This is a genomic window from Streptococcus sp. HPH0090 (assembly GCF_000411475.1).
Lineage (GTDB): Bacteria > Bacillota > Bacilli > Lactobacillales > Streptococcaceae > Streptococcus.
Window position 1 is genome coordinate 24,117 of the sequence record NZ_KE150466.1, and the last position, 26,935, is coordinate 51,051.

Sequence of the window (26,935 nt, forward strand, 5' to 3'; positions counted from 1 at the left end):
GATTTCAATTTCAAAGTGAATCTAGGCATCGTCTCGCAGGCATAACTTTTGGTTAGGCTAGAGACGATAACGAAGAGTCACAAAGAAATTGGGAGCTAAATATTACCAAACGTAAGCGATAACCTCACCACCAACATTCTTTTGGCGAGCTTCTTTATCAGTAAGCAAACCTTCAGAAGTTGAAAGGATAGCAATTCCAAGTCCGTTAAGAACTTTTGGAAGATCTTCACGTTTTTTGTAGACACGAAGTCCTGGTTTAGAAACGCGTTTCAAGTTAGTGATAACTCGTTCACCGTTTGCTCCGTATTTAAGGAATACACGGATGATGCCTTGTTTGTCATCTTCGATGATTTCTACGTTCTTAACAAAACCTTCGCGTTTAAGGATTTCAGCAATCCCTTTTTTGATGTTTGATGCAGGTACTTCAAGTACTTCGTGTTTTGCTTGGTTAGCGTTACGAATACGAGTTAGGAAGTCTGCGATTGGGTCAGTCATAACCATTTTATTTTTCTCCTCTTACTAGTAGTTTGCAAGTTGCACTTGCTAGTTAATGATTGAGCTGGGCTCAGATAGTATTGACACATTCAAACAAGATAATCTCATTTGAACACGAGCTACAACCTGGGCAAAAAAAGATAGATTTGTCTTGGAGCACCGCTCCTGCACCAAATCTCCTATTTTTGCTGGGGTTGTTACGCTCTTTGTATCACGATATTACCAAGATGCTTTTGTTACACCAGGGATTTGACCTTTATATGCCAATTCACGGAAGCAAACACGGCAAAGTTTAAACTTGCGGTAAACTGAGTGTGGACGTCCACAACGTTCACAGCGAGTGTATGCTTGAGTAGAGAACTTCGCTGGGCGTTTGTTCTTAGCAATCATAGATTTTTTAGCCATTAGTTATACCTCCTATATTATTTTGCAAAAGGCATTCCAAGGCCTGTAAGCAATGCACGTGACTCTTCGTCTGTGTTAGCAGTAGTTACGATAACGATGTCAAGACCGCGAGTTTTGTCAACGTCATCAAAGTTGATTTCTGGGAAAATCAATTGCTCTTTCACACCAAGTGTGTAGTTTCCGCGTCCGTCAAATGATTTTGTTGGAACACCGTGGAAGTCACGTACACGTGGAAGTGATACTGAAACCAATTTATCCAAGAATTCGTACATACGTTCACCACGAAGGGTAACTTTTGCACCGATCGCAACACCTTCACGAAGACGGAAGCCGGCGATAGATTTTTTAGCTTTAGTGATAAGTGGTTTTTGACCTGAGATAAGCGCCAATTCTTCAGCAGCTTTTTCAAGGCTTTTAGCGTTTGATACTGCTTCACCAACACCCATGTTCAAAACGATCTTATCCACTTTAGGAACAGCCATCACTGATGAGTAGTTAAATTGTTCTGTCAAAGCAGGAACTACTTCATTAAGATATTTTTCTTTTAAACGATTTGCCATTATACTTCTCCTTTCCTTCGTGATTAATCAAGCACTTCGCCTGATTTTTTGTTGTAGCGAACTTTTTTACCGTCTACAAATTTGTAACCAACACGGCCAGCTACACCATTTTTGTCCAAAACTTGGACGTTTGATACGTGGATAGCTGCTTCCTTCTCGATGATACCACCTTGAGGAAGTTCGTTAGTTGGACGTTGGTGTTTCTTAACGATGTTAACACCTTCAACGATAACTTTGTTTACTTTTGGAAGGGCAGTAAGGACAACAGCTTCTGTTCCCTTATCTTTACCAGCGATTACGCGAACTTTGTCGCCTTTTTTTACAAACATTTTTTTCTCCTTTTATTCTTACGCCCAATGGGCACCCTGGCTAGGCCAGGGGACTGTGTTTGTTTTTATTGATTAAAGTACTTCTGGAGCAAGTGACACGATCTTCATGAAGCCACCTTCACGCAATTCACGTGCAACTGGGCCAAAGATACGTGTTCCGCGAGGAGTTTTGTCGTCACGGATGATAACTGCTGCGTTTTCGTCAAATTTGATGTATGAACCATCAGCACGACGAGCACCTGATTTAGTACGAACGATAACTGCTTTAACAACGTCACCTTTTTTAACCGCACCACCAGGAGTAGCTTGTTTTACAGATGCCACAATAACATCACCGATGTTCGCAAATTTACGTTTAGAACCACCAAGAACTTTGATAGTCAAGATTTCGCGTGCACCGCTGTTGTCTGCGACTTTCAAACGAGTTTCTGTTTGAATCATTTCAGTTTTCTCCTTTCAGGCTTGATTAGATGATAACCGCTTCTTCAACAACTTCTACAAGACGGAAACGTTTTGTAGCTGAAAGCGGGCGAGTTTCCATGATACGTACGATATCGCCTTCTTTGGCAACATTGTTTTCATCATGTGCTTTGTATTTTTTAGAGTAGTTAATACGTTTACCATAGACTGGGTGGTTACGTTTTGTTTCAACTACAACTGTGATTGTCTTGTCCATTTTGTCAGATACAACACGTCCAACAAGAACTTTACGATTATTGCGTTCCATTGAAATTTCTCCTTCCCTAGTCTATTATTTCGCTTCAGATTGAACTGTTTTGATACGAGCGATTTGTTTTTTAACTTCTTTCAAGCGAGCTGTTTGTTCTAATTGACCAGTAGCAGCTTGGAAACGAAGTTCAAACAATTCTTTTTTCAATTCGTTTTCGCGCTTCGCGAGTTCTTCTTGAGAAAGACCACGAAGTTCTTTAACAAATTCTTTTACTTCATTAAGTTTCATGCCTTCTCCTTATTCTGCTTCACGTTTTACGAATTTACATTTAACTGGCAATTTGTGGCTTGCAAGACGAAGCGCTTCGCGAGCGATCTCTTCAGATACACCAGCAACTTCAAACATTACTTTACCACGTTTAACTGGTGCTACCCAACCTTCAGGTGCCCCTTTACCAGATCCCATACGAACCCCGATAGCTTTTGCTGTGTATGATTTGTGTGGGAAGATTTTAATCCAAACTTTACCACCACGTTTCATGTAACGAGTCATGGCGATACGAGCAGCCTCGATTTGGCGGTTAGTGATCCAGTGGCTAGTTGTAGCTTGAAGACCGTATTCACCGAATGCTACTTCTTTACCACCTTTAGCTTCACCGCGCATTTTACCACGGAATTCACGACGGTGTTTAACACGTTTAGGTACTAACATTGGTTATTTACCTCCTTTAGTGTTTTTACGAGCTGGAAGAACTTCACCACGGTAGATCCATACTTTAACACCAAGTTTACCGTATGTAGTATCTGCTTCTTCCCAAGCGTAATCGATATCTGCGCGAAGTGTGTGAAGTGGAACTGTACCTTCAGAGTATCCTTCTGCACGAGCGATATCTGCACCGTTCAAACGACCTGATACTTGAGTTTTAATTCCTTTAGCTCCAGCACGCATAGCACGTTGGATTGCTTGTTTTTGTGCACGACGGAAAGCAACACGTTGCTCCAATTGACGAGCAATGCCTTCACCAACAAGGTGAGCATCCAAATCAGGTTGTTTGATTTCGATGATGTTGATGTGTACTTGTTTTCCAGTCAATTTGTTAAGTTTTGCACGGAGTGCATCAACGTTAGCACCACCTTTACCGATAACCATACCTGGTTTAGCAGTGTGAAGTGAAACGTTAACTTTGTTTACTGCGCGTTCGATTTCAATAGTTGAAACTGCTGCGTCAGCAAGTTCTTTTTGAACGAATTTACGGATTGCAAGATCTTCATGAAGGTAATCCGCGTATTCTTTTTCAGCATACCATTTGGCATCCCAATCACGGATGATGCCGACACGCATACCAATTGGATGTACTTTTTGACCCACGATTTTACCTCCTTATTTTTCTGCAACAGCTACAGTGATGTGAGCTGTACGTTTGTTGATTGGTGAAGCTGAACCTTTCGCACGTGGACGGAAACGTTTCATAGTTGGTCCTTCGTTTGCGAATGCTTCAGATACTACCAAGTTAGCTTTATCCAAACCAAAGTTGTTTTCAGCGTTAGCTACAGCTGAGTTCAAAACTTTCAAGATGATTTCAGCAGCTTTGTTTGGAGTGAATGTCAAAATTGCGATTGCATCGGCTACGCTTTTACCACGGATGTTGTCAAGAACAAGACGTGATTTACGAGGTGAAACACGTACTGTGCGAGCCATTGCTTTAGCTGAAGTAATTTCTGCCATTTATGTTCTCCTTATTTTCTACGTGTCTTCTTGTCGTCTGCAGCGTGACCTTTGTAAGTACGAGTTGGTGCAAATTCACCAAGCTTGTGACCTACCATGTCTTCTTGGATGTAAACAGGTACGTGTTTACGTCCATCATAAACTGCGATAGTGTAACCAATGAAACTTGGGAAAATCGTTGAACGACGTGACCAAGTTTTGATAACTTTTTTCTTTTCGTCGTTAGCTTGAGCTTCAACTTTTTTCATCAAATGCTCATCGACGAAAGGTCCTTTTTTAAGACTGCGTCCCATTTTAATATTTTCTCCTTTAAATATAGTACCACAGCGGCTTGCGCTCACGAGGAGCGCTACCGAGCTGGCGGATCATCTAGCACTTAAGCGACTAGTTTAAAATTATTTCTCGTTGCGACGACGAACGATAAGTTTGTCAGATTTCGCTTTCTTGTTACGAGTTTTAAGACCAAGAGCAGGTTTGCCCCATGGAGTTGATGGTGCTTTACGACCAACTGGTGCTTTACCTTCACCACCACCGTGTGGGTGATCGTTAGGGTTCATTACAGAACCACGAACTGTTGGGCGGATACCTTTCCAACGGCTACGTCCTGCTTTACCAAGGTTTACAAGCCCATGTTGTTCGTTTCCGACAACACCAACTGTTGCACGACAAGTTCCAAGAATCATACGAACTTCACCTGATTGAAGACGAACAAGAACGTATTTACCTTCTTGACCCAATACTTGAGCTGATGCTCCAGCAGCACGTACCAATTCTCCACCACGACCTGGTTTCAATTCGATGTTGTGGATCAAAGTACCAACTGGGATGTTAGCAAGCGGAAGAGCGTTTCCGACTTTGATATCTGCATCTGGACCTGAAACGATACGTTGACCAACTTCAAGACCTTTTGGAGCGATGATGTAAGCTTTCACACCGTCAGTGTAGTGTACAAGAGCGATGTTTGCAGAACGGTTTGGATCGTACTCGATAGTTTTAACAACTGCTTCAACGTTGTCTTTGTTACGTTTGAAGTCAACCAAACGGTAGAAACGTTTGTGTCCACCACCTTGGTGACGAACAGTGATACGACCGTTGTTGTTACGACCAGCCTTGTTCTTCAAAGCAACAAGCAAAGTTTTTTCTGGTGTGCTTGTTGTGATTTCAGCGAAATCCAAAGAAGTCATATTACGGCGACCGTTTGTTGTTGGTTTATAAACACGAATTCCCACGATATTTCCTCCTTAGATTATTCAGCTTCAGCTGCAAACAACTCGATTGCTTTTGAATCAGCTGTAAGAGTGATGATAGCTTTTTTAGTTTTGTTAGTAAAACCAGTGTAACGTCCAACACGTTTAGCTTTAGGTTTTACGTTGATTGTGTTAACATTTGCAACTTTAACACCTTCGAAAGCAGCTTCAACAGCTTGCTTGATCAAAAGTTTGTGTGCGCGAGTGTCAACTTCAAATACATATTTTCCTGCTTCAAGTTGAGCCATTGAGCTTTCAGTGATAACAGGTTTTTTGATAACATCATACAAATTCATTATGCAAGAACCTCCTCGATTTTAGAGATAGCTGCTTGAGTAACAAGAAGTTTGTCACTATTTGCGATGTCAAGAACACTTGCAGTTGTAGCAGTCGCAACTTTCACGTTTGGAAGGTTACGAGCTGAAAGAGCTGCGAATTCGTTTCCTTCTTCAAGAATAACAAGGACTTTAGAATCGATGCTCAAAGCTGCAAGAACTTTTGCAAATTCAGCAGTTTTTGGAGCTGTAAATTCAAGAGAATCAACGGCTACAAATTTGTTTTCAGCAACTTTTTCTGAGTAAACAGATTTAAGCGCAAGGCGACGAACTTTTTGAGGAAGTTTGTACGCATAGCTACGTGGAGTTGGTCCGAAGACGATTCCACCACCACGCCATTGTGGAGAGCGGATAGAACCTTGACGAGCACGTCCAGTTCCTTTTTGACGCCATGGTTTGCGTCCGCCACCTGAAACAGCTGAGCGGTTTTTAACTGCGTGAGTTCCTTGACGAAGGCTAGCACGTTGGCTGATGATCACATCAAACACAACAGATTGGTTTGGTTCGATACCAAAGATTGCATCGTTAAGAACAACTTCGCCCGCTTGTTTACCAGTTTGGTCGAATAATGTTACATTTGCCATTTTGACTGTATTCCCCTTTCCTTATTATTTACCAGCTTTAACTGCTGACTTGATAGTGATAAGAGATTTCTTAGCACCTGGTACGTTACCTTTGATAAGGATAACGTTCTTTTCTGGAACAACTTGTACAACTTCAAGGTTTTGAATTGTTACGCGGTCGCCACCCATACGTCCTGCAAGGTTTTTGCCTTTGAATACGCGGTTAGGTGCAACAGGTCCCATAGAACCTGGACGACGGTGGTAACGAGAACCGTGAGCCATAGGTCCACGTGATTGTCCGTGGCGTTTGATAACACCTTGGAAACCTTTACCTTTAGATGTACCAGTTACATCAACAATGTCTCCAGCTGCGAAAGTTTCAACTGTGATTTCAGCACCAACTTCCAAGCCTTCAACGTTTTTGAATTCACGAATGAAGCGCTTAGGAGCCGTGTTAGCTTTTGCTACATGTCCTTTAGCAGGTTTGTTGCTCAATACTTCGCGTTTGTCATCGAAACCAACTTGGATAGCGTTGTAACCATCTGTTTCAACAGTTTTAACTTGAAGAACAACGTTTGGAGTTGCTTCGATAACTGTTACAGGGATCAATTCGCCAGCTTCAGTGAAGATTTGAGTCATTCCCACTTTTTTCCCTAAGATTCCTTTTGTCATGAGAAAATAGTTCCTTTTCTATATTTTTTATTCAAAAAGTTTTTAACGAGCGTTTTTTATGCTCAAGGTATCAAGCTTTAAATTAAAGTTTGATTTCTACGTTTACACCACTTGGAAGATCCAATTTCATCAAAGCGTCAACTGTTTTTTGAGTTGGGTTGATGATGTCGATCAAACGTTTGTGTGTACGCATTTCGAATTGTTCGCGAGAATCTTTATATTTGTGAGTCGCACGAATGATTGTGTAGAGGCTACGCTCAGTTGGAAGTGGGATTGGACCCGCAACTTGTGCACCTGTACGAGTAGCTGATTCTACGATTTTTGCAGCCGCTGTGTCAAGCGTACGGTGTTCGTAAGCTTTCAAACGGATACGGATTTTTTTGTTTGCCATCTTTTTCTCCTTTTCGTCTATTTAAGATAATAGGCTAGCTCCACAAGAAAACCGACGCGCGTTGCGTGGCAATGCAACCGAGCGTGTCGCAACCTCTTGCATCAAAGCTAAGGCTGTAATTTACAGCACCATAATAGAATAACACAAAGACCCTGCGATTGCAAGGGATTTGACAAGAATTTTTTAATTTTTTAGATGAAACTGTTTTCGTACATTTCTGAAACAAAAAAGACAATCTATTCTTAATTTATATATATCTTTTCCTATTTAAGTAGTTCTTTAATAGTCCTTTTCTATTTTAAACTGATTTTTAGATTGGTTAATTAACACATCCGCCTCTTTTTCTGTTTCTTGATAATAACGGCGATATTGTCCGCGTCTGATTTGATGAGTCTCACGAACAAACGTGGCTTCGCTTTTCCTCACAGTGGTATCTCTTCCCAGACGACGCTCCAACTCAGTTTCTTCATCCGTGTAGAAACAAACAGTTTTGTCAAAGAGTTCCTTGGGTAGAAAACCCACAGACATCCCTTCGACTATCAGAATCGGTTTTGCTCCCGATAATACCTCACTAGCCTTCCAAGGTTCTTCGATTGTCAAGACATCCATACCCGCTTGCAACGCTAGAATATCTCTCTGTAAGCTTGCCAGTTCATGTGCCACTGGCAAACATGCTGTCACCTTTTGGTCCGGTATTTCTTTAGGCACTACCAAATGTCGTCCTGAAGTAATATAGGGATCTGTCTCTAGTAAATTTACCTTTTCAGCATCCAATGCTTGGTATAATTCTTGGGCAAAAGTTGATTTCCCTGAAGCTCCGTGACCGTAGATACCCAGCGTTTTTATTTTTCCCGACTCTATTTCAGATACTAGTCTTTTTATTAACTCTTTTTTCTTCATTCTCTCTTGACCTGTTCATAGCTTTGTTTCCCATCGTTAAGCTTTTCCCAAATAATGACTTTCCCGCTTTTAAGAGATTTTTGAACATCGATAATCCGCTGATTAGAAGAGCCACGGAACTGTAGCATAAGATTTCTCTTGCTACGATCATAGCGACCATCGACTAGGATATCAATCAGCGATAAAAGCTCCAATTTGTCAGGCGTCTCCAACATCATTTCTTCCCAAGTGTAGCCCGTCCAAGACCAGATATCTTTTTCTGGTAACTCTTTCCGAATACGTTTTACAAGGGGCAAGAGAATACCTGTATTGAGGAATGGCTCTCCACCGAGTAAGGTCAGCCCTTGAACATAAGGCTGGGCAAGATCTGCCATAATCTGTTCTTCCAACTCTGGCGTATAAGGAATCCCTACATTAAATGACCAGGTCGCTACATTGTAGCAACCTTCACAGTGAAACATACATCCTGCTACATAAAGCGAATTGCGCACCCCTTCGCCATCAACAAAGTTGAAAGCCTTGTAGTCGATGATTCGACCTTGGCTCAATTCCTCGCTCTTCCACTCGCCTGGTTTTGGTGTATTCCATGTCATACTTTCTACTCCAACTCTATCCAATAGCGCTCCGTTCCATTTCGAACATCCTCTAACTTCCCACCATTAGCTAAGATAACAGCTCGGCTGGCAGGATTTTCTGTGCTACAAGTCACAAGCGCTCGTTTGATATTCTTTTCCTTGGCAATTTGTAGACCTTGCTGGAGGGACTCTTTGGCATAGCCTTTGCCCCTTTCAGACGGACGGATGGAGTAGCCGATATGGCCAGCATGATTCAGCAATCCCTCATTTAGTCTCAACCGTAAACTTAAAAAACCTAAAGCATGATCTGATTTATCAAACAATACGAACTGAATTGATGGAACACGATTTTCAGGCAATTTTATTCCCATTTCTTTATTAAGGTTAGTTTCTAGCCACTCTTCATAATCAAAGTTCTCAGCATCCCAAAAGCCGCCGTCGTGAGCCGACTGGATCTGTTCAAACTCTGCCATCATGTTTAGAATGGTTTCTTTATCTGCTAATGTTGGTCTGCGTAATTCCATGTATTCCTCCAGCTAAGAGAAAAGCGAGAGCGGACTCTCACTTTTTCTTATTCTTATTTAAAAATTGCTCTCTTAGGCTAGCCACTCGATCTTTTTTATTGACTCCACCCTTTGAATGTTTTTCGTGGAATCGTTGAACCAAGGCCTTTCCCTTATCATCTAATTGATATTTTCCCATTCTATCTCTTTCTAATTTCTTACTTCATGTCCTGCTGTTTTAATAGTTGAACCGTTCATATGTTTGACACGCGCAGCAATTTCCTTGTGGCGTCCATTAACCATCGGACGCGCTTGTGGGTTTCCAAGATATCCGCAGGTTCGTTTAACCACATCTACTGTTTTAGGGTCGCTATTGCCACAGTTAGGACATGCAAAACCTCTCTCAGTTGGATCAAAATCTCCTTCAAAATCACACTTGTAGCAACGATCAATCGGAGTATTAGTTCCTAGATAACCTACACGATCATAAGCATAGTCCCAAACAGCTTCCAAGGCCTTTGGATTTTGTTGAAGAACTGGATATTCACAGTAGTGGATAAAGCCACCTGACGCACCCGCTTCTGGATAAACCTTCTCAAAGTCTAACTTTTCAAACGGTGTTGGATTTTTACGCACATCATAATGGAAGGAATTTGTGTAGTACTCTTTATCTGTGATGTCTGGAATAGAACCAAATTTCTCTGTGTCCAAACGACAGAAACGATCCGTTAAACTTTCAGATGGTGTTGAATAGATTGAGAAGTGATAACCATATTGGTCTGACCACTCTTCTACTCGATGTTTCATATCTCGAATGATATCAAGGGTGAATTCTTTAGCTTCTGGATTGGTTTCCCAATTGTTGCCAAAGAATACTGTCGCTACTTCATAAAGTCCAATATAGCCAAGCGAAACAGTAGCACGGCGATTCTTAAAGAGCTCGTCAACACTTTCTTCCTTACCAAGACGACGGCCGAAAGCACCGTATTGATAGAGGATAGGCGCATTAGCTGGTGTCGCTTCCTTGGTTCGCTCTACACGGTAGACCAGTGCATCTTCTGCGATATTCATGCGCTCATTGAAGATTTCCCAGAACTTGTTCAAGTCGCCTTCAGATTCAAGGGCAATACGAGGAAGATTGACCGTTACCACACCTAGATTCATACGACCTGAGTTGACTTCTACTCCATTTTCATCCTTCCAACCTTGGAGGAAAGAACGGCAACCCATCGGAACCTTGAAAGAACCTGTCAACTCGACAATCTTATCGTAAGACAAAACATCCGGATACATGCGCTTAGTGGCACACTCGAGAGCCAATTGTTTAATGTCGTAGTTAGGAGAGCCTTCCTCTAAGTTAAGACCTTTTTTAAGAGTAAAGATAAGTTTCGGGAAGATGGCTGTACGGTGTTCTGAACCAAGCCCCTTAATCCGAATGTTCAAGATTGCCTTTTGAATTTCACGTTCAAAACGACTGGTCCCTAAACCGAAACCAAGTGAAGTAAAAGGTGTTTGTCCATTTGATGTAAAGAGGGTGTTAATCTCGTACTCTAGAGATTGCATGGCATCATAGATGTCTTTTTGAGTTTTCTTCCATGCGTATTCTTCGCGCTTATCAGATAGCACCCATTCCTCCGCATCCTTGAGGTGTTTTTGGTAATTTTTCTCTGCATAAGGAGCCAAAACTTCATCAATACGGTCTGCTGAACATCCCCCATACTGACTAGATGCGACGTTTGCGATGATTTGTGAAATTTGCGCCGTCGCAGTTTGGATAGACTTAGGACTTTCTACCTCAGCATTCCCAATTTTAAAACCATTTTCCAACATACCCTTGAAATCAATCAAACAGCAGTTGGTCATAGGAGTGTAAGGGCTATAGTCCAAATCGTGATAGTGGATATCCCCTTTTTGATGGGCATTAGCCACATGTTTAGGAAGCATTTGAAGTCCGATTGATTTTCCAACAATCCCGGCCGTCAAATCACGCTGGGTGTTAAAGACATCGCTATCTTTATTGGCATTTTCATTGACAACCGCCTGATCTTTGTTGAGAAGTTTATGAATGCTAAAGTTGATATCTGTCGCTTTTGAGCGTTCAAAATCCCTTTGTGTCCGATAAGTGATATACTCCTCGGCCAAGGCATATTCTTTGGCTTCCAGCAACTCGTGTTCAACGATGTTTTGGATTTCATAGATTTTTACACCTTGTGGGAAACGGCTATGGATCTCATCAACGATACGCTCAACCAGGGCACTAAGGCGCTTTTCGACCAAGGGAGTTACATCCATAACCTTTTCAGCAGCCTTATGGAGTGCTTTGTCAATCTTGTCTACATCAAAAATTACACGTCTGCCATCACGCTTTTCAACGAATAAAGTTGGAGCAGGGACAGTCTTCTCTTCCAATATAATCATATCCATACCCTTTTCTTAAATATAATATTGATTCTAAAAAGTATTATATCACTAAAAAAATAAAAATCAATATCTTGTGTAAAAAAATAAAATTTTTTTAAAATTACACAAGATATTGATAATTTTTATTTTAATTTGTAGAGTTTGAAATCTTTGAATTCACTTTGAATCGCTTGATAATTTTCAGCTAAAAGCTGCTCTACCTCTGTCCAAAGGGTTGTCTTTGTATTTACGACAATCATCTTTGGTTGATTATCCCGAAGATTATTTATAAGCTTGGTCCGATTTGTATCGATTCCTGTATGTAATCTAGGAGAAAGCAACTGACTAGCTGACAAGCGTTCGCTAGCCTTATAACTGCTTGTCAAATTATCCCATACATAGATACGATCTGTAGCTTGCGTTTCCTCTTTAATCTTAGCCTCAATACTAGTACGCTCTTTATATTGCTCTGCATGAAGCACATATCGTGATACTACAGGAGCTAAAAATAGGTAAACTAGGGCAAAAATTGGTAAATAGGCATTTCCTTTTATAAAAGCACCCCATGGCGAAGTTTCTTCTCTGCGTCTTCTACGACGATTGGCTCCCTCTAATTCCCAAGTACGAATCCGTGTCAGTAAAAGAATGGTCATGAATGGAAGAAACTCAACCATACGACAACCATGGATGAGGTCTGTAGAAAACACTTCTAAACCTAACACCAAAACGACAGCTATAGCAGCAAAGACTGATAAAACTGACTGCTTTAATGGTTTAGATTGGAAGAGGCCTGTAAATACTAGCGTCAAGACTCCAAGAGCAATTGCCAACAGTCCATAGAAGAGGATGTTGTCTAGCAAACCTGGGTTAGACGTAAAGTTCAAACTATCTACTGGGTAGAGGATTTGACTAATGGCGTTCCCGAAACTCCCCTTATAGGCTGTATAGTAGCCAATTGGATAAAAGAAAATGGAAAAACCAAGACCTGCTGCAAAGAATTGATAAAGGCCATGATTCAAGTTGTTGCGACTGACATTAAAAGCCGTCACAGCAAAAAGTAAGACAAATGCAAATAAGGTTGTAACTAAAGGTGCAAAGAAAAATGCGAGAGCCAAGCTAATTCCAATACGCACGAAACCTTTGTCATGGTCTGGTTCGGCCAAATAAGCAGTCACTATGCTGAGAGCATAGAACAAGAACGGGAGGGCAAGGATAGTTGCATAGCCACCACCAAAGCTAAAAGCAGCAGTCAAGATATAAAATACTGTCAATACTTGCTGCGATTGTTTATTTTGCTCCGTCAAGTTATAAGCTGAATGAAAAAGAAAGAATCCAGCGCCTACTAAAGCCAACCAATTAAAGGCAGCAAATAAAATACTACCCTTGGTCAGATACTGTAAAAAGTAATAAAGGAGACCACTAGTACCAAAATAATCTGAATAGATATCTCCACTCTGATGCATAGCCCATCCATTATAGAAATCCTGAGCCTGCTCTGGACTTAGCAGTCCTAATAAATAAGGTAGAATCACAGACACAAGTACTACTAAGGTACTCAAAATTAGGATATTAAAAAATGGTAAGTGGGCAGGTTGACGAGTCTCAACCTCAAGTTGCTCCTCGTTTTCCACCAGAGCTTCTTGACTTTCCACCCAATATGGATTCGATTCGTCTTCTAATCTGCCATATACGTTCATTCATTCTCTCCTATATTTTAATTTGTTCTAGTATATCAAAAAGTCTAGTTCTTGTCAGCCTGTGGCGGACTTTTGCACAACTTTTCAGACAAGGAGACAAAGCGTTCAATCTCATAAAAACGATGATAAGAAGCTTTTTTATAGTGGTCTAAAAAAGTTTTTTCCTCTACTGTCAGCATAGTCATTCCTCCTTTTCTCTTCATTCGGAAAAAGAAGAAAAATCTAAAAAACTGAATTCCCCAAAAGAGAATTCAGTCTTTTATCTTTAGTCAGCTTTCTTTTCTAAGTTTTTTGAAATGCTTCGATTTTTACCTTCCAGGTACACCATCAGAATAGAAATATCTGCTGGGTTAACCCCAGAAATACGGCTGGCTTGACCGATGGTTTCTGGATTGATGAGCTTGAACTTCTGACGAGCTTCAGTCGCGATAGAGTCAATATCATCCCAGTCGATGTTGGCTGGAATGCGTTTTTCTTCCATGCGTTTCATCTTAGCAACCTGATCCATAGCTTTTGAGATGTAACCTTCGTACTTGATTTCTGTTTCAATCAATTCGATAATCTTGTCATCCAATTCTTCGGCAGCAGGTCCAATAAAGGCCACCACGTCTTGGTAAGAGACTTCTGGACGACGGAGAAACTCCTTGGCAGTGACTGCATCAGTCAATGGTTTGAAGCCCATTGCTTCAACCTTAGCATTGGTTTCCTTGACTGGTTTAAGTTTGATGCTATCCAAACGCTTCATTTCATTCTCAAATTGATTTTTCTTAATTTCAAAGCGTGCCCAACGTTCATCATCCACAAGACCAATCTCGCGTCCCATCTCAGTCAAACGCATATCAGCATTGTCATGACGGAGAATGAGACGATATTCAGCACGACTGGTCAAGAGACGATAGGGTTCAATGGTCCCCTTGGTCACCAAGTCGTCAATCATCACACCGATATAACCGTCACTGCGCTTCAAAATCAACTCAGGCTTGCCTTGGATTTTCAGAGCCGCATTGATACCCGCTATGATCCCTTGTCCAGCAGCTTCTTCGTAACCTGACGTTCCATTTGTCTGACCAGCAGTGAAGAGACCTGATATTTTCTTGGTTTCAAGTGTTGCACGCAATTGATGAGGTAAGACCATATCATACTCAATGGCATAACCAGTTCGCATCATCTCTGCATTTTCCAAACCTTTGATGGAATGAACCAAGTCACGTTGTACATCCTCAGGCAGACTGGTTGATAAGCCTTGAACATAGACTTCTTCTGTATTGCGACCTTCTGGCTCAAGGAAGAGTTGGTGGCGTTCCTTGTCCGCAAAGCGTACAATCTTGTCCTCAATCGACGGACAGTAACGAGGCCCCACTCCCTTAACCACACCTGTGAACATAGGCGCACGGTGGAGGTTGTTTTGGATAATCTCATGACTAGTACCGTTGGTGTAGGTCAACCAGCACGGCACCTGATCTTTGACATAGTCCTCATCACGTGAAGTATAAGAGAAGTGATTTGGAGTTTCGTCCCCTGGCTGAATCTCTGTCACATCGTAATTGATAGAAGAAGCCTTGACACGTGGAGGTGTCCCTGTCTTGAAACGACCGATTTCAAGCCCAAGTTCCTTGAGATTGTCAGCTAGATTAATAGAAGCTAGGCTATGGTTTGGTCCTGATGAGTACTTGAGATCTCCGATGATGATTTCCCCACGGAGGGCGGTACCTGTTGTCACGATAACAGCCTTGGCAGCATACTCTTGATGGGTCGCTGTACGAACACCGACAACCTTGCCATCTTCCACCAAAATCTCATCAATCATGGTTTGACGAAGGGTCAGATTTTCTTGATTTTCAACTGTCTTGCGCATTTCCTTAGAGTAAAGCTCCTTGTCAGCCTGCGCACGAAGGGCACGAACAGCAGGCCCTTTCCCAGTGTTGAGCATCTTCATCTGGATGTAAGTCTTGTCAATGGTTTTGGCCATCTCGCCACCAAGGGCATCAACTTCACGCACGACAATCCCCTTGGCAGAACCACCGATAGAGGGATTACATGGCATGAAAGCCAGCATTTCAATGTTGATGGTCGCCAGCAAGACCTTACAGCCCATACGGCTGGCTGCTAGAGATGCTTCTACCCCCGCGTGCCCCGCACCGATTACAATAATATCGTATTCTTCTGTAAAATTATAAGTCATCTTCTCTCCTATTATTCAAGATGAATGTGTCTTAGTTGGCTGTCCCAATCTGGTAGAGCTGTTTTTAAAAAGGCTGGAACCAGCTGGAAATCCTCTAATTCATCCAAGTCAATCCATTCACAGGGCTGCATTTTCTCATCTTCCTGCATGGCCAATGGAGCATCTTCAAGCAAGTTCACCAGATAATGAAACTCGATGTTGTGATAAGAGACACCGTCTTGTTCAAATCGATTTTCAACCACGAAAGCTAGCTGCCCAGCTTGAGCTTTGACACCTAGTTCTTCCCTCACTTCACGGACTACCGCGTCTTCCGTTCTTTCATTGACTTGAATCGCACCGCCGATGGTGTAATACTGGTCCTTATCTTTGGTAACTAGGAGCTTGCGATTTTGGAGAATCAAGGCTGTCGCCCGAACACCAAAAACAGTATTTTCCACTTTTGTCCGAAAGTCTTGTTGAGTCATCTTTGCCCTTTCCCTTAAACGACACAAAAACAGTCAAAACTCCAAAGAAGTGCAGGACAAAAAAGCCTGCAACATCCATGAGCTTTGACCATCATTTCTATTGCTTTTATTATTGTAGCAGATTGAGAAAATTTGTCAATCTATATGTACTGACAAACCTTGCCATCACGGTAGGCATTGTCAATCAAACCTCCACCGAGACATTCTTCACCATCGTAAAAGACAACTGCCTGTCCTGGTGTAATGGCGCGTTGCGGCTCCACGAAAATGACCTCTGCCTTGTCTCCTTTGACATGAACCGTTACCTTAGAGTCAGGCTGACGGTAGCGGAATTTAGCCGTACATTCGAGCGTAAACTCCTCTGGCATGTCACGAGTAAAGTGAACTTGACTAGCCTCTAAGCTTGTTGACATGAGCGCTTCATGGTAGAAACCTTGTCCTACATAGAGGATATTTTGGCTTAAATCTTTTCCGACAACAAACCAAGGAGCATTGTCGCCGCCGTGTTGACCACCGATACCGAGCCCCCCACGCTGACCAATTGTATAGTACATAAGGCCCGCATGCTCGCCCATATCGCGACCATCCACAGTCATCATGCGACCAGGTTGAGCTGGTAGGTAGTTGCTGAGAAATTCTTTAAAGTTCTTTTCTCCGATAAAGCAAATCCCTGTCGAGTCTTTCTTCTTGGCAGTCGCAAGTCCAGCTTCTTCAGCTATTTTTCGGACTTCAGGTTTTTCCAAATGCCCCAAAGGAAACATGGTTTTTTGGAGTTGTTCCTGAGAAAGTTGACTGAGGAAATAGGTCTGGTCTTTGCCATTGTCCACGCCTCGAAGCATGTGAACGATGCCATCCTCATCACGCGCCACTCGAGCATAGTGACCAGTCGCCACATAGTCAGCCCCCAAGGTCATGGCATAGTCCAAAAAGGCCTTAAACTTGATCTCTTTGTTACACATAACGTCTGGATTTGGCGTGCGTCCTGCACGGTATTCCGCTAGGAAATACTCAAAAACGCGGTCCCAATACTCTTTTTCAAAATTGACAGAGTAGTAAGGAATGCCAATCTGGTCTGCCACCGCAGCCACATCCTTGTAATCTTCGGTCGCCGTACAGACGCCGTTTTCATCTGTGTCATCCCAGTTCTTCATGAAGATACCGATCACATCGTAGCCCTGCTCCTTGAGCAAGAGAGCCGTCACTGACGAATCGACACCACCACTCATCCCCACGACAACACGTGTTTTAGAGTTATCACTCATGGTAAGTCTCCCATCTATTCGTTTATCCATACCCTTCAAAATTCTATTTATTATGACTTTCAATAAAATTTCTTCGAGTATAGTCTTTTCGTTTGCTTTTAGTACTAGGCAACGAGTCGCAGGCATAACTTGAGTTAGGCAAGACGAGTTAACGTCGTAATAAAAGATAAACGAAATGACTAGTTCACGATTGAAGGTCGTGTGTGCTTTAACGATTGAAGGTCGTTTGAGCAAGATTCATTATAGCATGCTTTACAGAAGAAGACAAGAAAGATGGCAGAGGCCTTCAATTAGGAAACACGAAAAAAGTCGAGGAAATTCCTCGACTTTCGCATCTTATTTTGTCGTCAGTTCTTAGTACCAACCGTTGTTAAGCCAGAAGTTCTTAGCTGCAGTCCATGAACCGTAACGTCCTGCTACATAAGCATCTGCTACACGTTCTTGGTTTTCAACAGAGTGGTCACCGTTCAAGTAAGAATCTGTCAATTGGTAACGTCCGATGTAACGTCCGTTTGTTGCTGTATAGCTACCGCCTGATTCTTTTTGAGCAATCCATTCTTTAGCTTCTGCTTCTGAACCACTTACAGATGAAGCTGGAGCTGAATAGCTTTCTTCCGCTACAGGTGCTGTAGAGGCTGCAGGTGCTGCAGGTTCGTAAGTAGCTTCATAAGTAGTTTCTTCTACAGCAGCCTCTGTAACTGCTGGAGTTTCTTCAACTTCTGCTACAGGAGCTTCTGTTGTAGTTGAAGTGGCTGGAGCTTCACCATCGATTACCAATACTTGGTCAACATAGATGAGGTGAATGTTTTTAATGTTGTTCAATTTAGCCAATTTTTCAACTGTTGTGTTGTGAGTTTCAGCAATTTCTGAGAGAGTATCTCCAGCTTTAACTGTGTAAGTTTTTGATTCTTGTGCAAAAGTTAGTGATGGTGCAAGGAAAGCAAGTACTACTGCAAATCCTGCAAATTTAGATTTAATGTTTAATTTCATTTAAAAAAGTTCTCCTTTTTTCTTATACTACCATGATACCTTTCTAATGTTACTATTTGTTAACGAATTTGTGTAGAAATGTTACAGGACTGTGATTTATTTACCTAAAAATAGCCTTTTTTGTTACAAAAGCCTTGTTATTAAAGGGTTTTTGGTCTTTTTAGAGATTTTAGAACGGAAATAAGCACTTGAAACCAATCTTTGATATAATAGAAGTAAGAATCTTTTTAAGGGGAAACAGATGCAATCACTTCGTTTTCAATCTGTCTTTGATATTATCGGACCAGTTATGATTGGACCATCTAGTAGTCACACGGCAGGAGCTGTTCGAATCGGGAAAATTGTTTCATCAATTTTTGATGATACACCAACTGAGGTCGAGTTCCAGCTTTTTAATTCTTTTGCAAAAACCTATCGTGGACACGGGACAGACCTTGCCCTCGTCGCTGGGATTTTAGGCATGGATACAGATGACCCTGAAATTCCAAATAGTTTAGAAATTGCTCATAAGCGTGGCATCAAAATCGTATGGACCATCCAAAAAGATAGTAATGCTCCCCACCCAAACACCACGAAAATCACTGTGAAGAACGATCGTAAGACTATCAGTGTAACAGGAATCTCAATCGGTGGTGGTAACATCCAGGTGACAGAACTAAATGGCTTTGCCGTATCTCTCAACATGAACACCCCTACCATTATCATCGTTCATCAGGATGTCCCTGGTATGATTGCTCATGTGACAGAGGCCTTATCGCGCTTTGATATTAACATCGCTCAAATGAATGTAACCCGAGAAAAAGCTGGTGAGAAAGCCATTATGATTATCGAAGTTGATAGCCGCAACTGTGAAGAATCTATCGAAGAAATTCGTAAAATTCCTCATTTGCATAATGTCAATTTCTTTCAATAGGAGAAAATATGTTTTACTCTATCAAAGAATTAGTCGAACAAGCCGAACTTGATTTTCAAGGAAATGTTGCTGAACTCATGATTACGACTGAGTTTGAGCTAACCGGTCGAGAACGCGAAGAAGTTCTCCTCCTCATGGAACGAAATCTTGAAGTCATGAAGGCTTCTGTTGAACTTGGCCTTAGTGAAAAGAAATCTCGTAGCGGTTTGACAGGTGGTGATGCTGCAAAGCTCGACCACTACATCAAAAAAGGAAAGACGCTGTCTGACTTCACTGTCTTGTCTGCAGCCCGTAACGCTATCGCCGTTAATGAACACAATGCCAAGATGGGATTGGTCTGTGCAACTCCTACTGCTGGTAGTGCCGGTTGTCTTCCCGCTGTCCTCACAGCTGCTATTCAAAAGTTGGGTTTAACTCATGAACAACAACTAGACTTCTTATTTGCTGCGGGTGCTTTTGGTCTCGTCATTGCGAACAATGCTTCTATCTCAGGTGCCGAAGGTGGCTGTCAAGCCGAAGTTGGTTCAGCTTCAGCTATGAGCGCTGCTGCCCTAACCCTAGCTGCAGGCGGAACGCCTTATCAAGCGAGCCAGGCCATCGCCTTCGTTATCAAAAACATGCTTGGTCTTATCTGTGATCCCGTTGCTGGTTTGGTTGAAGTTCCATGCGTTAAGCGTAACGCCATGGGAGCAAGCTTCGCCTTTATCGCAGCTGATATGGCCTTAGCTGGTATCGAATCAAAAATCCCAGTTGATGAAGTCATTGATGCCATGTACCAAGTGGGCTCTAGTCTTCCAACCGCCTTTCGTGAAACTGCCGAGGGAGGCCTTGCTGCCACACCGACAGGTCGTCGCCTTCAAAAAGAAATCTTCGGTGAATAATTTCAAATTACTAGGAGAATCAATGTCATCTCTATCAGCCATCTTTTTTGATCTAGATGGAACCCTTGTAGATAGCTCAATCGGTATTCACAATGGGTTCACCTATACTTTTGACCAACTGGGAGTCCCTAGTCCGGATGCAAAAACCATCCGTGGCTTTATGGGGCCACCATTGGAAACAAGTTTCGCTAGTTGCCTCCCAGTAGATCAAGTTGAAACAGCTATCCAGCTTTATCGTTCCTACTATAAAGAAAAGGGAGTTTACGAAGCCCAGCTTTTCCCACAAGTCAAGGACCTACTCGCTGAGCTAGCTAAACAATACCCACTCTATATCACTACTACGAAGAATACACCAACTGCAATTGATATGACCAGCAACTTTGAGATCAATCAATTCTTTGATGGAATCTATGGTTCAAGCCCTCAAGCACTGCACAAGGCAGATGTTATTCGTCAAGCTTTAACAACACATGATTTAGCTCCAGAAAAAGTGGTTATTATCGGAGATACAAAATTCGATATGATTGGCGCCCAAGAAACTGGCATTAAAAAACTAGCGGTTACTTGGGGATTTGGCGACGAGAAAGAACTCATGACCTATCAACCTGACTGGGTTGCTCATCAGCCAACTGACATCTTACGTCAACTACAATAGAAGTTCTAAACAAAAGCACTCCAATTTAATTGGAGTGCTTTTAAAATTGTTGGTAACAAAATACAAAAAGTTCAAACAAGATTCAAATGGAAAACTAGGCTCTCTTAGTTCTTGTCAGAATCTTCAAATGGTGTCACCTCGATGACTTCTTCAACATTAACTGCCTGAGGTTCACTATAGTTTACCACTTCAGTTTCTTTTGTTGGCATAGCGTGCAAGATCAAAAGGGCAATCCCTCCCATAGGGGCGAAGCGAAGGAAGATAAAGGCCCAGTGGAATCCAGCATCACGCAAACGACGAACTGACAAAGCTAGAGTTGGCACTAAGATTGCTAGGTAGAAAACTACATAAATAATAACAACCAAGCCCAACACCATAAAAGTCGCTTCGCTCACTGAATCGTCTATCGAATCCATCACGGTACTAAGAAATACAGTGTAGAAATAGATAATCCAGAAAGGAATAGAAAGGATAAAGTTTCCTAGCCAAACCCACCAGTAATCTGGCTGCGTTGAACGTCCAGTGAACTCAGCATAATTCTTAAAAAAATTCTTATACGCGTTAATCATGAGATACTCCCGACTTTTATTTTCATCAATATAACTAACTATTCAGTTATAGAACACTCCCAAATCTAGTAAGAGACTTGGGAGTGTTAGTAAATGGTTCATCAAGACTCAAGAAGTTCGATTCAAAGTTGAAACTTCTTGATTCTTGTATCTTTTTCAGACAGTTGAACTTATCGTTAGTCCTTTGATGGCATAGCTAGTAGCACCATAAGGGCGATACCTCCAACAAATGGAATAAAGGCAACGAAAATGAGTGCCCAATGGAAACCTGCGTCACGTAGACGACGAACTGTCAATGCAATTCCAGGCAAGAAAAGTGCCAAACTAAAAATGAGATAAACAAATCCGATTAAGCCCAAAGCCATAATAGCAGCTTCGCTATCTGGATTTGCCATTGCACTAGCGTATACCATGTAGAAAGGGATAGAAAGGATAATGTTTGCCAACCAAATCCACCAGTAATCTGGGCGTGTTGAACGTCCAGAGAAATCTACATAACCTTTAAAGAAATTTTTAATTGCGTTAATCATAAAATACTCCTAATTACTTTAATGATTATATTTTATCATAAGTGTAAACACCTGACAAGTAAGTACCTAATTCACGGAAGCTCACTCTAAGTTAAAAAAGATACTATCTGCTTCTTCTCTAAAAGAAGTCGCGGATAATATCTTATCTATTTTAGTCAGCATGAGTTGTTTCGTTTGCAAAACTGATAATGGCTCTCTTCAATTCAGAACCCTGCATAGTACGGAATTCTTCAATCTTCTGATCGATCATTTCAAGAGGCATCACATTTACTTTACCAACAAAGATCTTGTCCATTACTTGATTGTCCACTAATTCAGTTGATACAAGTAATTCCTCGTATAGTTTTTCACCTGGACGAATTCCTACTTCTACGATTGGAATTTCATTTTCAGTATGACCACTGAGTAGAACCATTTTCTTAGCCAAGTCGTAAATGCGTACAGGTTTACCCATATCAAGGATAAAGACTTCCCCATCTTTGGCATAAGCACCCGCATGAATCACCAAACGACTAGCTTCTGGAATGGTCATGAAGTAACGAGTCATTCGGAAATCTGTCACCGTTACAGGACCACCTTCAGCAATCTGACGTTCAAAGACAGGAATCACACTACCACGACTACCGAGAACATTACCGAAACGCACCGCACAGTAGGTTGATTGGCTACGTTGATTAAATCCAGTCACAATCAACTCAGCAACACGTTTTGTTGCTCCCATTACGTTTGGTGGATTAACGGCCTTATCTGTCGAAATCATAACCATTTTTGGAACTCTAGCAGCGTCAACTGCTCTAGCAACATTATAGGTCCCAAGAATATTATTCTTGAAGGCTTCTTTTGGATTGCGTTCCATCATTGGAACATGCTTATGGGCTGCAGCATGGTAAACAATAGCTGGTTCATACTGTTCAAAGACTTGAAGCAAACGGTCATAATCTTGAATATCAGCAATGACAGGAACAAAGTCAATTTCCTGGAATTTACGAATCAATTCATGGTAAATCAGATAAATAGAATTTTCCCCATGTCCTAACAAAATGACACGTTCAGGATTGAAACGACTAACCTGACGACAAATTTCTGATCCAATCGAACCTCCGGCACCAGTCACCAAGATTGTTTTACCAGTAATTTCAGAACCCAGACGTGATTCGTCTAGTCGAATCTCTTTACGTCCTAAAAGGTCTGTAATGTCAATCTTCTGAAAACCACCAATTGGAGGCTGGATACCTTGCACGACTGACTCAATCATAGGCATCTTATAGCATTTCAAGCCGATATGGTTACACATTTGCAGGATGCGTTCATACTCAGATGGATCTAGAGACGGAATCGCAACGATCACTTTTTCAACTCTAAAGCGCTTCGCCAATTCTGGTAGGTCATCATAAGAACCCAAAACTGGGATTTTCCCAAGTTTTTGGCCTTTTTTCTTTTCATCATTATCCAGAATACCGACCAATTCAAGGTCACTGGTAGGATGTTGGTAGCTATTCATAAAGAGCGCACCACCATCTCCGGCACCAATCAAGAAGGTACGACGGTGTTCTCCTTCTCCATTACCCTTTTTACGTCTTGAGTAAATCAACTGCCAAGTGATACGAGGAAGTAGAATCAAGAAGGTTGTCAATAAGATAAAGAGTACGATAAAACGGACAGAAAAGAGTGGCAAGAAAGCGTAGCAAATAATATAAGATAAAATACTACTAATAGTCACTCCGAAGAAAATCTTCATGAAATCTGTGATTTTGCTATATCGGCTGATACTAGCGTTAAGTCCCCAGAAACCAATCATAATCTGGTAGAAAATGAAGGTTAGACCTGTATAAATGACATAGTCTACCGGAGCTGGATTGATCAATCCATAAAATAGAATATAGGAAACAATAATTGATAAGACCATACTGGCAATATCAAAAAATCCCCAAAAAATTTGTTTCTGTTGTTTATTTAATACTTCAACCAGATCAATTACATAATCTGTCATTTTTTTATTCATGTGAATGGTATCCTCCTACACAAAATCACATTTTCTAGAAATTATAAAATCTTTCTTTAAAATCCTAGCAGTTAATTCTTACTTATTTTTTCTTAGGAGTTTTAAAAAGATAAACTGTCGTACAAATCCTGGACAGAGAGCAACAACAACTTGGATTAAAACACTTTTCAGGTATTCGCTATAAGAAATCTGCCCACGTTCATACATTCTTTTACGTGCTTGGCGATAAAGTTTGAGATAGCGAAGGCCGCCACGGCGTTCAAACATCCCTGCTCCCACGCGCACCTTACAAAGAATCTGATCTACATTCCCAGTTCGAGCTCCGGCGCTAATCATATTGAGCCAGAGAAGATCGTCCTCCATATAAAGTCCATCTTCATAGTTACCCGCCTTGAGAACCATCTCTTTTTTGAACATAACTGTCATGTGATTAAAAGCACTTCTCATACGTTGGTAAACAATGATATCCTCATGCTTAATCGGTACACGACGGTAAGATACAATTTCATCAGGCTGGTCGATAAATTCAGCGATATGACCACCTAGCAGGTCCAAATTTTCTGTTTCCATCAATTTAAACTGTTGTTCAAAACGGTCTTCAACAGCAATATCATCCGTATCCATACGGGCAATGACATCATATTGGCACTGTGTAACACCATACTTAAGTGCCAACCCTAGACCGCGATTTTGTTCAAGCGGACAGCGTTTGATTGGAATGCTTGACTGTGCTTCCAATTCCTCCAACACTTGATATAGTTCAGGTGTCAGTGGTCCATCTTCAACGATGATCACTTCGCTTGGTTGGAGTGTTTGATGTAAGATACTCTCGACCGCCTCTTTCAAAAAGACTGGGTTCTCTTTGATGTAGACTGACATCAAGACACTAAATTTCCGATTTTCAGACACAGCTTTTCTCCAATATATAGATTTTCATTCACTATTTTATCACAAATTTCCTGACTTTCCTATTTTTATTTGAATACAAGAAAAAAACTAGTAAATCTATCAAACTTTTTTCAATGATTTTTCGCAGCTAAAAGACGGATTCCCTCACGCCATCTTGACATCGATAGGAAAAAGCCTTAAAATAAGCTGTTATCAAAATCAGTTTGTTGAGGTTCACATGAAAAAACGATCACTCTTTTTTATTCTAGGAATCATCTTAATCGGGGCAGTCTTAAGAGCTCCTTTTACTGCCTTACCAACTATTTTAGGAGATATCGCCCAAGGTTTAGGAATTGAGGTCAGCTCACTTGGGGTTTTGACGAGTCTTCCTCTCTTGATGTTCGCCCTCTTCTCCTCTTTTGCGAGTCGCTTGGCTCAAAAAATTGGACTTGAGCATCTTTTCACCTATAGTCTTATCGTCTTGACCGTCGGTTCAGTGATTCGTATCTTCAATCTCCCTCTGCTTTACCTGGGAACCTTACTTATCGGAGCAAGTATCGCTATTTTCAACGTGCTTCTTCCTAGTGTCATTCAGGCAAACTACCCACAAAAGATTAGCTTCCTGACAACGATTTATGTGACGACTATGGGGATTGCCACTGCTCTTGCTTCATATCTTTCAGTCCCCATTACTCAGGCAACATCATGGAAAGGCTTGATTCTCTGCTTATCCTTGGTCTGTCTACTAACTTTATTTGTCTGGTTCCCCAACCATGGTCACAATCATTTCTTAGAAGGACATGAGAAAAAACAAGAGAAAGAGAATATCTTAAAAAACAAGCAAGTTTGGGCTATTATTGTATTTGGCGGGCTTCAGTCCTTACTCTTCTATACCTGCATGACCTGGTTACCAACTATGACCATCAGTGCCGGACTATCTCATACAGACGCTGGCCTACTGGCTTCAATCTTCTCACTGATTAGTATCCCCTTCTCCATGACTATTCCAAGTTTAACGACGCGCCTGTCTAATCGTCACCGTCAAATCATGTTAACAGTCATCTCTCTGGCTGGTATGTTAGGAATCGCCATGCTTTTATACCCAAGCAACAGTTTCTTATACTGGCTGGTGGCGCAACTCTTGATTGGGACAGCCTGCAGCGCCCTTTTCCCTTACCTCATGGTCTGTTTCTCCATCAAGACCAGTTCTCCTGAAAAGACAGCTCAACTGTCTGGACTTGCCCAGACCGGTGGTTACATCCTAGCTGCCTTTGGACCAACTCTCTTTGGTTACAGCTTTGATATGTTCCAGTCTTGGGTTCCAGCGGTATTGGCTCTTCTAGTTATTGATATCATCATGACAACCGCCCTCTTTATGGTGGATCGAGCGGATAAAATCCTCTAAAAAATTTTAGAATTTACTACAATAAACTCACTTTTCAAGCTAGACATCTGTCTGGCTTTTTTGTATGAGTTTATGTTTAAAAAGCATCATACATATACTAGGAGAAAGATGTGGTTTTTGATATAATAAAATATGTAGAAACTAATTATAAAACGAAAAGGCAGATTAGTTTTAACTAGCAATAATTACTATTTCAAAGTGAGGACATAGTATGGATGAACAGAAATACAATTTGGAACAAAGTATAGCCGAGTTAGGTAAGCTCCTTGACTTATCGGCCAAGGAAACAGATAAGACTACCTGTGAAGCTCTAGCTAAAAAATCAAAAATAATTTATGAGCAACACCCTGAATCAGAAGACATTGCTTTAGGTTATGCTACGGTCTTAGCCAATTTGTCAGTTGAACAAGATAATGTTGAGGATTTACTGAAGACTAGCAAAGCAGTCAAACAAATTTTTGATAGCTTCAAGCGCTCGGAAAGTTTTGCCTTACGGTATGCTATGACTTTAGTCAATTTATCAGCTGAACAAGATAATGTTGAGGATCGATTGAGCACTGTCAATGAAGTCAAACAAATTTTTGATAGCTTCAAGCACTCGGAAGACATTGCCTTACATTATGCTATGGTCTTAGCCAATTTGTCAGCTAAACAAGAAAACGTTGAGGATTTACTGAAGACTAGCAAAGCAGTCAAACAAATTTTTGATAGCTTCAAACACTCGGAA

At 41.4% G+C, this 26,935-nt stretch carries 35 protein-coding genes and 1 pseudogene; 5 read left to right on the forward strand and 31 right to left on the reverse strand.

Annotated elements, in window-relative coordinates:
* Positions 1-102: 102 nt before the first annotated feature.
* The 27 genes from rpsH to HMPREF1481_RS09795 form a co-directional block, all read right to left on the reverse strand.
* Positions 103-501, reverse strand: a complete 399-nt coding sequence (gene rpsH / locus HMPREF1481_RS09675) for a 30S ribosomal protein S8 (RefSeq protein WP_004251095.1) — start codon at positions 499-501, stop codon at positions 103-105.
* A gap of 213 nt (positions 502-714) precedes the next feature.
* Positions 715-900: a type Z 30S ribosomal protein S14 gene (locus tag HMPREF1481_RS09680; protein WP_001085699.1), complete on the reverse strand. Its 186-nt coding sequence runs from the start codon at positions 898-900 to the stop codon at positions 715-717.
* Between the two features lie 17 nt (positions 901-917).
* Positions 918-1,460 carry a 50S ribosomal protein L5 gene (gene rplE, locus HMPREF1481_RS09685; protein ID WP_000013542.1) on the reverse strand — a complete coding sequence of 181 codons (543 nt, stop codon included), beginning with the start codon at positions 1,458-1,460 and terminating at the stop codon, positions 918-920.
* Between the two features lie 23 nt (positions 1,461-1,483).
* The gene (gene rplX, locus HMPREF1481_RS09690) at positions 1,484-1,789 is read right to left on the reverse strand and encodes a 50S ribosomal protein L24 (protein ID WP_000497691.1); all 306 of its coding nucleotides are present in this window, start codon (positions 1,787-1,789) and stop codon (positions 1,484-1,486) included.
* 72 nt (positions 1,790-1,861) lie between these two features.
* Positions 1,862-2,230 (reverse strand): 50S ribosomal protein L14, encoded by a 369-nt coding sequence (rplN, locus tag HMPREF1481_RS09695; protein WP_000616547.1) that lies wholly within the window; start codon positions 2,228-2,230, stop codon positions 1,862-1,864.
* 25 nt (positions 2,231-2,255) lie between these two features.
* The gene (rpsQ, locus tag HMPREF1481_RS09700; protein WP_000440801.1) at positions 2,256-2,516 is read right to left on the reverse strand and encodes a 30S ribosomal protein S17; all 261 of its coding nucleotides are present in this window, start codon (positions 2,514-2,516) and stop codon (positions 2,256-2,258) included.
* Positions 2,517-2,540: 24 nt separating this feature from the next.
* Positions 2,541-2,747 (reverse strand): 50S ribosomal protein L29, encoded by a 207-nt coding sequence (gene rpmC / locus HMPREF1481_RS09705; protein WP_000772918.1) that lies wholly within the window; start codon positions 2,745-2,747, stop codon positions 2,541-2,543.
* Positions 2,748-2,756: 9 nt separating this feature from the next.
* A complete protein-coding gene (gene rplP / locus HMPREF1481_RS09710) occupies positions 2,757-3,170 on the reverse strand; it encodes a 50S ribosomal protein L16 (RefSeq protein WP_000960948.1) in 414 nt (137 codons plus the stop codon).
* A 3-nt stretch (positions 3,171-3,173) separates the two neighbouring features.
* The gene (rpsC, locus tag HMPREF1481_RS09715) at positions 3,174-3,827 is read right to left on the reverse strand and encodes a 30S ribosomal protein S3 (protein ID WP_000529936.1); all 654 of its coding nucleotides are present in this window, start codon (positions 3,825-3,827) and stop codon (positions 3,174-3,176) included.
* Between the two features lie 12 nt (positions 3,828-3,839).
* Positions 3,840-4,184, reverse strand: a complete 345-nt coding sequence (gene rplV / locus HMPREF1481_RS09720; protein WP_000818137.1) for a 50S ribosomal protein L22 — start codon at positions 4,182-4,184, stop codon at positions 3,840-3,842.
* Between the two features lie 11 nt (positions 4,185-4,195).
* A complete protein-coding gene (gene rpsS, locus HMPREF1481_RS09725; protein ID WP_000533766.1) occupies positions 4,196-4,477 on the reverse strand; it encodes a 30S ribosomal protein S19 in 282 nt (93 codons plus the stop codon).
* A 102-nt stretch (positions 4,478-4,579) separates the two neighbouring features.
* The gene (gene rplB / locus HMPREF1481_RS09730; protein ID WP_016466461.1) at positions 4,580-5,413 is read right to left on the reverse strand and encodes a 50S ribosomal protein L2; all 834 of its coding nucleotides are present in this window, start codon (positions 5,411-5,413) and stop codon (positions 4,580-4,582) included.
* Between the two features lie 17 nt (positions 5,414-5,430).
* Positions 5,431-5,727, reverse strand: coding sequence for a 50S ribosomal protein L23 (locus HMPREF1481_RS09735; protein WP_001055347.1), 297 nt, complete (start codon positions 5,725-5,727; stop codon positions 5,431-5,433).
* Entirely contained in the window at positions 5,727-6,350 is a 624-nt protein-coding gene (gene rplD / locus HMPREF1481_RS09740; RefSeq protein WP_000024549.1) for a 50S ribosomal protein L4, read from the reverse strand. Before rplD ends, HMPREF1481_RS09735 begins: the two co-directional genes overlap by 1 nt.
* 24 nt (positions 6,351-6,374) lie before the next feature.
* Positions 6,375-7,001, reverse strand: a complete 627-nt coding sequence (rplC, locus tag HMPREF1481_RS09745; protein WP_004251088.1) for a 50S ribosomal protein L3 — start codon at positions 6,999-7,001, stop codon at positions 6,375-6,377.
* Positions 7,002-7,083: 82 nt separating this feature from the next.
* Positions 7,084-7,392, reverse strand: coding sequence for a 30S ribosomal protein S10 (rpsJ, locus tag HMPREF1481_RS09750; protein ID WP_003009585.1), 309 nt, complete (start codon positions 7,390-7,392; stop codon positions 7,084-7,086).
* A 279-nt stretch (positions 7,393-7,671) separates the two neighbouring features.
* Positions 7,672-8,292, reverse strand: a complete 621-nt coding sequence (locus HMPREF1481_RS09755) for a uridine kinase family protein (protein WP_016466462.1) — start codon at positions 8,290-8,292, stop codon at positions 7,672-7,674.
* Positions 8,289-8,885 (reverse strand): anaerobic ribonucleoside-triphosphate reductase activating protein, encoded by a 597-nt coding sequence (gene nrdG, locus HMPREF1481_RS09760; protein WP_016466463.1) that lies wholly within the window; start codon positions 8,883-8,885, stop codon positions 8,289-8,291. Before nrdG ends, HMPREF1481_RS09755 begins: the two co-directional genes overlap by 4 nt.
* A gap of 5 nt (positions 8,886-8,890) precedes the next feature.
* The gene (locus tag HMPREF1481_RS09765; protein WP_016466464.1) at positions 8,891-9,391 is read right to left on the reverse strand and encodes a GNAT family N-acetyltransferase; all 501 of its coding nucleotides are present in this window, start codon (positions 9,389-9,391) and stop codon (positions 8,891-8,893) included.
* 37 nt (positions 9,392-9,428) lie between these two features.
* A complete protein-coding gene (locus HMPREF1481_RS10785; protein ID WP_000521611.1) occupies positions 9,429-9,569 on the reverse strand; it encodes a hypothetical protein in 141 nt (46 codons plus the stop codon).
* An 11-nt stretch (positions 9,570-9,580) separates the two neighbouring features.
* Complete coding sequence (gene nrdD, locus HMPREF1481_RS09770) at positions 9,581-11,788, reverse strand: anaerobic ribonucleoside-triphosphate reductase (RefSeq protein WP_016466465.1); 2,208 nt, start codon at positions 11,786-11,788, stop codon at positions 9,581-9,583.
* A 125-nt stretch (positions 11,789-11,913) separates the two neighbouring features.
* Complete coding sequence (locus HMPREF1481_RS09775; RefSeq protein WP_016466466.1) at positions 11,914-13,467, reverse strand: hypothetical protein; 1,554 nt, start codon at positions 13,465-13,467, stop codon at positions 11,914-11,916.
* Positions 13,468-13,511: 44 nt separating this feature from the next.
* Positions 13,512-13,646 (reverse strand): hypothetical protein, encoded by a 135-nt coding sequence (locus tag HMPREF1481_RS10985; RefSeq protein WP_016466467.1) that lies wholly within the window; start codon positions 13,644-13,646, stop codon positions 13,512-13,514.
* Between the two features lie 86 nt (positions 13,647-13,732).
* Positions 13,733-15,649, reverse strand: a complete 1,917-nt coding sequence (gene mnmG / locus HMPREF1481_RS09780) for a tRNA uridine-5-carboxymethylaminomethyl(34) synthesis enzyme MnmG (protein ID WP_016466468.1) — start codon at positions 15,647-15,649, stop codon at positions 13,733-13,735.
* An 11-nt stretch (positions 15,650-15,660) separates the two neighbouring features.
* Positions 15,661-16,113 (reverse strand): NUDIX hydrolase, encoded by a 453-nt coding sequence (locus HMPREF1481_RS09785; protein ID WP_016466469.1) that lies wholly within the window; start codon positions 16,111-16,113, stop codon positions 15,661-15,663.
* 140 nt (positions 16,114-16,253) lie between these two features.
* Positions 16,254-17,375, reverse strand: a complete 1,122-nt coding sequence (gene mnmA, locus HMPREF1481_RS09790; RefSeq protein ID WP_016466470.1) for a tRNA 2-thiouridine(34) synthase MnmA — start codon at positions 17,373-17,375, stop codon at positions 16,254-16,256.
* Between the two features lie 354 nt (positions 17,376-17,729).
* Entirely contained in the window at positions 17,730-18,365 is a 636-nt protein-coding gene (locus HMPREF1481_RS09795) for a LysM peptidoglycan-binding domain-containing protein (RefSeq protein WP_016466471.1), read from the reverse strand.
* A gap of 241 nt (positions 18,366-18,606) precedes the next feature.
* Here HMPREF1481_RS09795 and sdaAB point away from each other — a divergent pair, with 241 nt between their 5' ends.
* The 3 genes from sdaAB to HMPREF1481_RS09810 are packed head-to-tail and all read left to right on the forward strand — an operon-like array spanning position 18,607 to position 20,814.
* Positions 18,607-19,278 carry an L-serine ammonia-lyase, iron-sulfur-dependent subunit beta gene (gene sdaAB, locus HMPREF1481_RS09800; protein WP_006151069.1) on the forward strand — a complete coding sequence of 224 codons (672 nt, stop codon included), beginning with the start codon at positions 18,607-18,609 and terminating at the stop codon, positions 19,276-19,278.
* An 8-nt stretch (positions 19,279-19,286) separates the two neighbouring features.
* Complete coding sequence (gene sdaAA, locus HMPREF1481_RS09805) at positions 19,287-20,159, forward strand: L-serine ammonia-lyase, iron-sulfur-dependent, subunit alpha (RefSeq protein ID WP_016466472.1); 873 nt, start codon at positions 19,287-19,289, stop codon at positions 20,157-20,159.
* Between the two features lie 22 nt (positions 20,160-20,181).
* A complete protein-coding gene (locus tag HMPREF1481_RS09810; RefSeq protein WP_016466473.1) occupies positions 20,182-20,814 on the forward strand; it encodes an HAD hydrolase-like protein in 633 nt (210 codons plus the stop codon).
* Positions 20,815-20,918: 104 nt separating this feature from the next.
* On the opposite strand, the gene HMPREF1481_RS09815 is transcribed toward HMPREF1481_RS09810, so the two are convergent.
* From HMPREF1481_RS09815 to HMPREF1481_RS09830, 4 genes are all read right to left on the reverse strand, one after another.
* The gene (locus HMPREF1481_RS09815) at positions 20,919-21,383 is read right to left on the reverse strand and encodes a DUF805 domain-containing protein (RefSeq protein WP_016466474.1); all 465 of its coding nucleotides are present in this window, start codon (positions 21,381-21,383) and stop codon (positions 20,919-20,921) included.
* A 176-nt stretch (positions 21,384-21,559) separates the two neighbouring features.
* Positions 21,560-21,913: a DUF805 domain-containing protein gene (locus HMPREF1481_RS09820; RefSeq protein ID WP_016466475.1), complete on the reverse strand. Its 354-nt coding sequence runs from the start codon at positions 21,911-21,913 to the stop codon at positions 21,560-21,562.
* A gap of 151 nt (positions 21,914-22,064) precedes the next feature.
* Positions 22,065-23,915 carry a polysaccharide biosynthesis protein gene (locus HMPREF1481_RS09825; protein WP_016466476.1) on the reverse strand — a complete coding sequence of 617 codons (1,851 nt, stop codon included), beginning with the start codon at positions 23,913-23,915 and terminating at the stop codon, positions 22,065-22,067.
* 78 nt (positions 23,916-23,993) lie between these two features.
* Entirely contained in the window at positions 23,994-24,824 is an 831-nt protein-coding gene (locus HMPREF1481_RS09830) for a glycosyltransferase (protein WP_016466477.1), read from the reverse strand.
* A 217-nt stretch (positions 24,825-25,041) separates the two neighbouring features.
* On the opposite strand from HMPREF1481_RS09830, the gene HMPREF1481_RS09835 reads away from it, so the two are divergent.
* Together HMPREF1481_RS09835 and HMPREF1481_RS10880 are read left to right on the forward strand one after the other, a co-directional pair.
* Positions 25,042-26,208, forward strand: coding sequence for a CynX/NimT family MFS transporter (locus HMPREF1481_RS09835; RefSeq protein WP_016466478.1), 1,167 nt, complete (start codon positions 25,042-25,044; stop codon positions 26,206-26,208).
* 211 nt (positions 26,209-26,419) lie between these two features.
* Positions 26,420-26,935 (forward strand): annotated as a pseudogene (locus HMPREF1481_RS10880) (hypothetical protein); the annotation flags it as partial.

Bases quoted from the DNA above. Each gene is read 5' to 3' on its own strand.
- rpsJ (WP_003009585.1), bottom strand. From the start codon at position 7,392: ATGGCAAACAAAAAAATCCGTATCCGTTTGAAAGCTTACGAACACCGT.
- rpsS (WP_000533766.1), bottom strand. From the start codon at position 4,477: ATGGGACGCAGTCTTAAAAAAGGACCTTTCGTCGATGAGCATTTGATG.
- rpmC (WP_000772918.1), bottom strand. From the start codon at position 2,747: ATGAAACTTAATGAAGTAAAAGAATTTGTTAAAGAACTTCGTGGTCTT.
- rplX (WP_000497691.1), bottom strand. From the start codon at position 1,789: ATGTTTGTAAAAAAAGGCGACAAAGTTCGCGTAATCGCTGGTAAAGAT.
- HMPREF1481_RS09810 (WP_016466473.1), top strand. From the start codon at position 20,182: ATGTCATCTCTATCAGCCATCTTTTTTGATCTAGATGGAACCCTTGTA.
- rplE (WP_000013542.1), bottom strand. From the start codon at position 1,460: ATGGCAAATCGTTTAAAAGAAAAATATCTTAATGAAGTAGTTCCTGCT.
- sdaAB (WP_006151069.1), top strand. From the start codon at position 18,607: ATGCAATCACTTCGTTTTCAATCTGTCTTTGATATTATCGGACCAGTT.
- HMPREF1481_RS09785 (WP_016466469.1), bottom strand. From the start codon at position 16,113: ATGACTCAACAAGACTTTCGGACAAAAGTGGAAAATACTGTTTTTGGT.
- HMPREF1481_RS09835 (WP_016466478.1), top strand. From the start codon at position 25,042: ATGAAAAAACGATCACTCTTTTTTATTCTAGGAATCATCTTAATCGGG.
- HMPREF1481_RS09755 (WP_016466462.1), bottom strand. From the start codon at position 8,292: ATGAAGAAAAAAGAGTTAATAAAAAGACTAGTATCTGAAATAGAGTCG.
- HMPREF1481_RS09820 (WP_016466475.1), bottom strand. From the start codon at position 21,913: ATGATTAACGCAATTAAAAATTTCTTTAAAGGTTATGTAGATTTCTCT.
- HMPREF1481_RS10785 (WP_000521611.1), bottom strand. From the start codon at position 9,569: ATGGGAAAATATCAATTAGATGATAAGGGAAAGGCCTTGGTTCAACGA.
- nrdG (WP_016466463.1), bottom strand. From the start codon at position 8,885: ATGACATGGAATACACCAAAACCAGGCGAGTGGAAGAGCGAGGAATTG.
- HMPREF1481_RS09765 (WP_016466464.1), bottom strand. From the start codon at position 9,391: ATGGAATTACGCAGACCAACATTAGCAGATAAAGAAACCATTCTAAAC.
- HMPREF1481_RS09825 (WP_016466476.1), bottom strand. From the start codon at position 23,915: ATGAATAAAAAAATGACAGATTATGTAATTGATCTGGTTGAAGTATTA.
- HMPREF1481_RS09680 (WP_001085699.1), bottom strand. From the start codon at position 900: ATGGCTAAAAAATCTATGATTGCTAAGAACAAACGCCCAGCGAAGTTC.
- rplD (WP_000024549.1), bottom strand. From the start codon at position 6,350: ATGGCAAATGTAACATTATTCGACCAAACTGGTAAACAAGCGGGCGAA.
- rpsQ (WP_000440801.1), bottom strand. From the start codon at position 2,516: ATGGAACGCAATAATCGTAAAGTTCTTGTTGGACGTGTTGTATCTGAC.
- HMPREF1481_RS09815 (WP_016466474.1), bottom strand. From the start codon at position 21,383: ATGATTAACGCGTATAAGAATTTTTTTAAGAATTATGCTGAGTTCACT.
- HMPREF1481_RS09795 (WP_016466471.1), bottom strand. From the start codon at position 18,365: ATGAAATTAAACATTAAATCTAAATTTGCAGGATTTGCAGTAGTACTT.
- HMPREF1481_RS09735 (WP_001055347.1), bottom strand. From the start codon at position 5,727: ATGAATTTGTATGATGTTATCAAAAAACCTGTTATCACTGAAAGCTCA.
- HMPREF1481_RS10985 (WP_016466467.1), bottom strand. From the start codon at position 13,646: ATGCTGACAGTAGAGGAAAAAACTTTTTTAGACCACTATAAAAAAGCT.
- rplV (WP_000818137.1), bottom strand. From the start codon at position 4,184: ATGGCAGAAATTACTTCAGCTAAAGCAATGGCTCGCACAGTACGTGTT.
- rplN (WP_000616547.1), bottom strand. From the start codon at position 2,230: ATGATTCAAACAGAAACTCGTTTGAAAGTCGCAGACAACAGCGGTGCA.
- mnmG (WP_016466468.1), bottom strand. From the start codon at position 15,649: ATGACTTATAATTTTACAGAAGAATACGATATTATTGTAATCGGTGCG.
- rplP (WP_000960948.1), bottom strand. From the start codon at position 3,170: ATGTTAGTACCTAAACGTGTTAAACACCGTCGTGAATTCCGTGGTAAA.
- mnmA (WP_016466470.1), bottom strand. From the start codon at position 17,375: ATGAGTGATAACTCTAAAACACGTGTTGTCGTGGGGATGAGTGGTGGT.
- nrdD (WP_016466465.1), bottom strand. From the start codon at position 11,788: ATGATTATATTGGAAGAGAAGACTGTCCCTGCTCCAACTTTATTCGTT.
- sdaAA (WP_016466472.1), top strand. From the start codon at position 19,287: ATGTTTTACTCTATCAAAGAATTAGTCGAACAAGCCGAACTTGATTTT.
- HMPREF1481_RS09775 (WP_016466466.1), bottom strand. From the start codon at position 13,467: ATGAACGTATATGGCAGATTAGAAGACGAATCGAATCCATATTGGGTG.
- rpsH (WP_004251095.1), bottom strand. From the start codon at position 501: ATGGTTATGACTGACCCAATCGCAGACTTCCTAACTCGTATTCGTAAC.
- rplC (WP_004251088.1), bottom strand. From the start codon at position 7,001: ATGACAAAAGGAATCTTAGGGAAAAAAGTGGGAATGACTCAAATCTTC.